Annotated in this window: 1 protein-coding gene; it reads right to left on the bottom strand. The window is 51.1% G+C overall.

The features are described from left to right. The coding region (locus tag OQX61_RS24255; protein WP_265844429.1) for a hypothetical protein at positions 1 to 503 on the bottom strand (503 nt) is incomplete at both ends.

Raw genomic sequence — 503 nt, 5'->3', positions numbered from 1 at the left:
GGTTGCCGGTAGCTGCCGGGGAAGTCAGCGTAGTGCTGCTGCCCTCGCAGAATTCTTTCTGGCTTACCGTAATTTCAGGAGTCGCCGGAATCGGGTGAGCAATCAAGATCACTGCGTCAGATACCAGACTCGCACAGTTATTTAAGGTGACCACTAGAGTATACTTTCCGCTTTCGGTAGCGATGTAAGTCTGCTGGTTTGCATCCTGTATCGGGTTACCATCTTTGTACCACTGGTTGCCGGTAGCTTCCGGGGAAGTCAGCATAGTGCTGCTGCCCTCGCAGAATTCTTTCTGGCTTACGGTAATTTCAGGAGTCGCCGGAATCGGGTGAGCAATCAGGATAACTGCATCAGATACCAGACTCGCGCAGTTGTTTAAGGTGACCACTAAAGTATATTTTCCGCTTTCCGTAGCGATGTAAGTCTGCTGGTTTGCATCCTGTATCGGGTTACCATCTTTGTACCACTGGTTACCGGTAGCTGCCGGGGAAGTCAGCGTAGTG

This window comes from Pedobacter sp. PLR (assembly GCF_026239675.1).
In the GTDB taxonomy this organism is placed as follows: domain Bacteria; phylum Bacteroidota; class Bacteroidia; order Sphingobacteriales; family Sphingobacteriaceae; genus Pedobacter.
This window is presented reverse-complemented; position numbering and strand designations above follow the sequence as displayed.